1 protein-coding gene is annotated in these 3,110 nt (G+C 46.7%); it reads right to left on the bottom strand.

Annotation, left to right across the window (positions count from 1 at the left end):
• Positions 1-223: 223 nt before the first annotated feature.
• The coding region (locus RWJ43_RS06525) for a 4-alpha-glucanotransferase (protein WP_314009109.1) at positions 224-3,110 on the bottom strand (2,887 nt) is incomplete at its 5' end.

Below are 3,110 nucleotides of genomic sequence, written 5' to 3'. Positions count from 1 at the left end.
ATCTACGGAACACACCTAAGTCAGATATTCTGCTCAATTGCGGGCATTTTACACATTAAATGACGATAATCTGCATGTTTGTGGTAATTTCTGCGTCATGTATACGTCTTTTTAACAGATTATCCGACTTAGGTGTGTTTTGAACTGCCTCCTATTTCTCGTGTCTAAGAAATGGGAGGCAGTTCACTGAGAAGGACTTTTTTGTTGTAACAAAAAAGGTACGCTAAGCGTCGAGCTTACTCTGGTGCAGTTCAGCAAACCTCTGCAGCTTTTGAACAACCTGTGGCGTGAGTATGTCTTTTTTAACCTGCCAAGACCAATTGCCTTCAGCTTTACCAGGAATGTTCATACGAGCATCGTCAGAAAGACCTAAGACGTCCTGTAGCGGCAAAATAACCACTGCATTAGAAGTGCTAACTACTTGCTCCATAAGGTGGTCAAAAATCTGGTGCGATTCATCAGTTGCCTGGCCACCTGTAAAACGAGCTTCTACAAAACCCATAAGCGTTTGCGTATCGTGGGTGCCACTGTACACAATAGACTCCTGAGCTGGTGTAAAGGAATATCTACAATCTCCATCAGCAAATTGAATGACGCTCATGCCCGGAAATCCCGTCTGAGAAAGCATCGCTCGGACCGCAGGAGTAACCGCTCCTAAATCCTCTGCAATAAAAGGAAGTGGGCCAAGCTGCTTATAAGCAACATCAAACAGCTCCAGACCGGGACCAAACTTGAATGAGCCCTCGGCAGCAGTCTTTCCTTGCTCAATAGCATAGTAAGACGTAAAGCCAATAAAATGGTCCAGCCTGGTATAGTCATACAGATAGAAAGACCTGCGGAAACGTTCAATCCACCAACGGTATCCCTCGTCTTTATGAGCCTGCCAGTTATACGTTGGATTACCCCACAGCTGGCCATCTTGAGAAAACGCGTCAGCAGGAGCTCCAGCCTGAAGCTCTGTATGTCCAGTAGCATCAAGGGCAAAAAGCTCTGGATGTGCCCAAACATCAGCGGAATCCTCTGAAACAAACATGGGCATGTCGCCAATAATCTGAATGCCTTTAGCACGAGCCTCCGCCAATGTCTGGCTCCAAACTACCTCAAAGGTAAATTGCTGCTTTCGGTGAAGTTCAATTGCCTGAGTAAGCTCAGGACGCTCAAGAAGCTCTTGCGACCAGCTGCGATACTGCTTAGGCCAATCCTGCCATACTTCCTCTCCCAGCAGGTCTTTAATAGCTCGAAATGCTGCATACGAATCAAGCCAATACGAGTTTCTCGCGCAGAATTCCTGGTATTCAGCGGCTCGCCTACTCTGAGTATCATCGCACTCAGAGATAACTCTCTCCATTGCCGCTGGATCAAGTAGGTTGATATTTCCTGCAAAAGCAGAAATTCCCGCGTAAGGAGAACCGTATTCATCAGTTGGACTGACAGGCAAAATCTGCCAATACTTCTGGCCAGATTTGGCGAGAAAATCGATGAACTCGGAAGTCTTGCGACCAATAACACCAAGCTTCTGACCTGGCGTAATTGCAGAGTCCTCATCGGCAGGTAGAGAAGTTATATGAGCAAGCACTCCCATACCAGGCTCAAGGGGCTTTTGTAACCTGTGAGCTGGTTGCACGTTTAAGACAGTGCATCCAAGTTGCCACAAAAAGACCTCTGCTTTGCCGTCCTTAACGGGGACTGCTTGGCCACTAATAACATCAATAACCTGCATGTTTTGAGGTACAGAAACATATACTGTTTTAGCATCTGAGCGACTCTTATTCACCAGAACACAAATGCCAGAAGCGGCTTTGCCCTGCTGCTCTTGCTGGCCATCTTTTTGAAGAGGCTTACGCCAAAATGCCAGAACGTCATCAGATCCACATTCTGGGACAAATGGCTCAAACGAACCATCTACCAGTAGTGGCAGCGTTTTTCTGAGCGCGATGGCATTGCGATACATGTGCAAGTAATCCAAGTCAGCACGAGGACTGATTCCAGGCCATGGCATAGTTGCGCGATTTGTCGGATCAACAAACCCCTCAACACCCATTTCATCGCCGTAATAGATAGACGGAACACCCGGAAGCGTCATCTGAAGCACAGCTGTCTGCCACATACGAGCCTTAGAAAGACCTCGCTGATCAGCAGAAAGTCTATACGTTACCTGCTCTTGAGCAGAAAGAGCATCAGGAGCAGGAGCTCCTGCAACTACGTTAATCAAGCGCTCTTTATCATGTGTTCCAAATACGTTGAGGCAAGAATAAAACGCCTCGTGAGGATAGTTTTCCCACAGTTCCTCAAGAGCTAAAGCAGTTGCCTCAGCACCAACCTCATTCATCAAAAATGAAAGAATAGATTTACGCAGAGGGTAATTCATAGGACCGTCAAGCTCAGAGCCCTCAAGATACTGTCTGAGTTTTCCATACGCTCGCTTATTGCTTGCGTCCTCCCAGACCTCTCCAATAATGACCGCATCACTGCGTTCAGCAAGCGCTGCTGCACGAATCTTCTGTATAAACGAATCAGAAATCTCATCTGCAACGTCTAAGCGCCAACCACGAGCTCCACGACGCAGCCACGTTCTAATAACGCCATCCTTGCCACAAATAAACTCCTGGTAATCAGGATTTTCAGAGACAATCGTCGGAAGAGCATCGACACCCCACCAACTCTCATATGTTCCATCCTCATGGAACGTAAACCACTTATCATAGGCAGAACCAGCCTGCTGAACTGCTCCTGGTTCGGAGTAGTTAGAAAATTTATTAAAGTATTTTGAATCAGCACCACAATGATTAAAAACGCCATCCAAAATAATGGAAATACCGTGTTCAGCAGCTTTTGCGCAGAGGCGTTCAAAATCCTCTATCGTGCCCAGAACGGGATCGACTTCCAAATAATCTGCAATATCGTAGCGATGATTACTGGAAGCAGCATAGATTGGATTCAAATAAAGCGCAGTTATTCCAAGATTTTCCAAGTAGGAAAGCTTCTCTTCAATACCTGCCAAAGAACCGCCGTAGAAATCCCACTCAGTTACACGACCGTTGGCATCGTGCTGATACTCAGGGGTCTTCTCCCAGTCTTCAACCAGCTGGCGAGAAACCCCATTTCTTGGA

It is taken from the genome of Lancefieldella parvula (genome assembly GCF_963530955.1).
GTDB classification, from domain to species: Bacteria; Actinomycetota; Coriobacteriia; order Coriobacteriales; family Atopobiaceae; genus Lancefieldella; species Lancefieldella parvula_A.
Note: the sequence above shows the minus strand (reverse complement) of the source record. Positions and strands in the feature narration are given on the sequence as shown.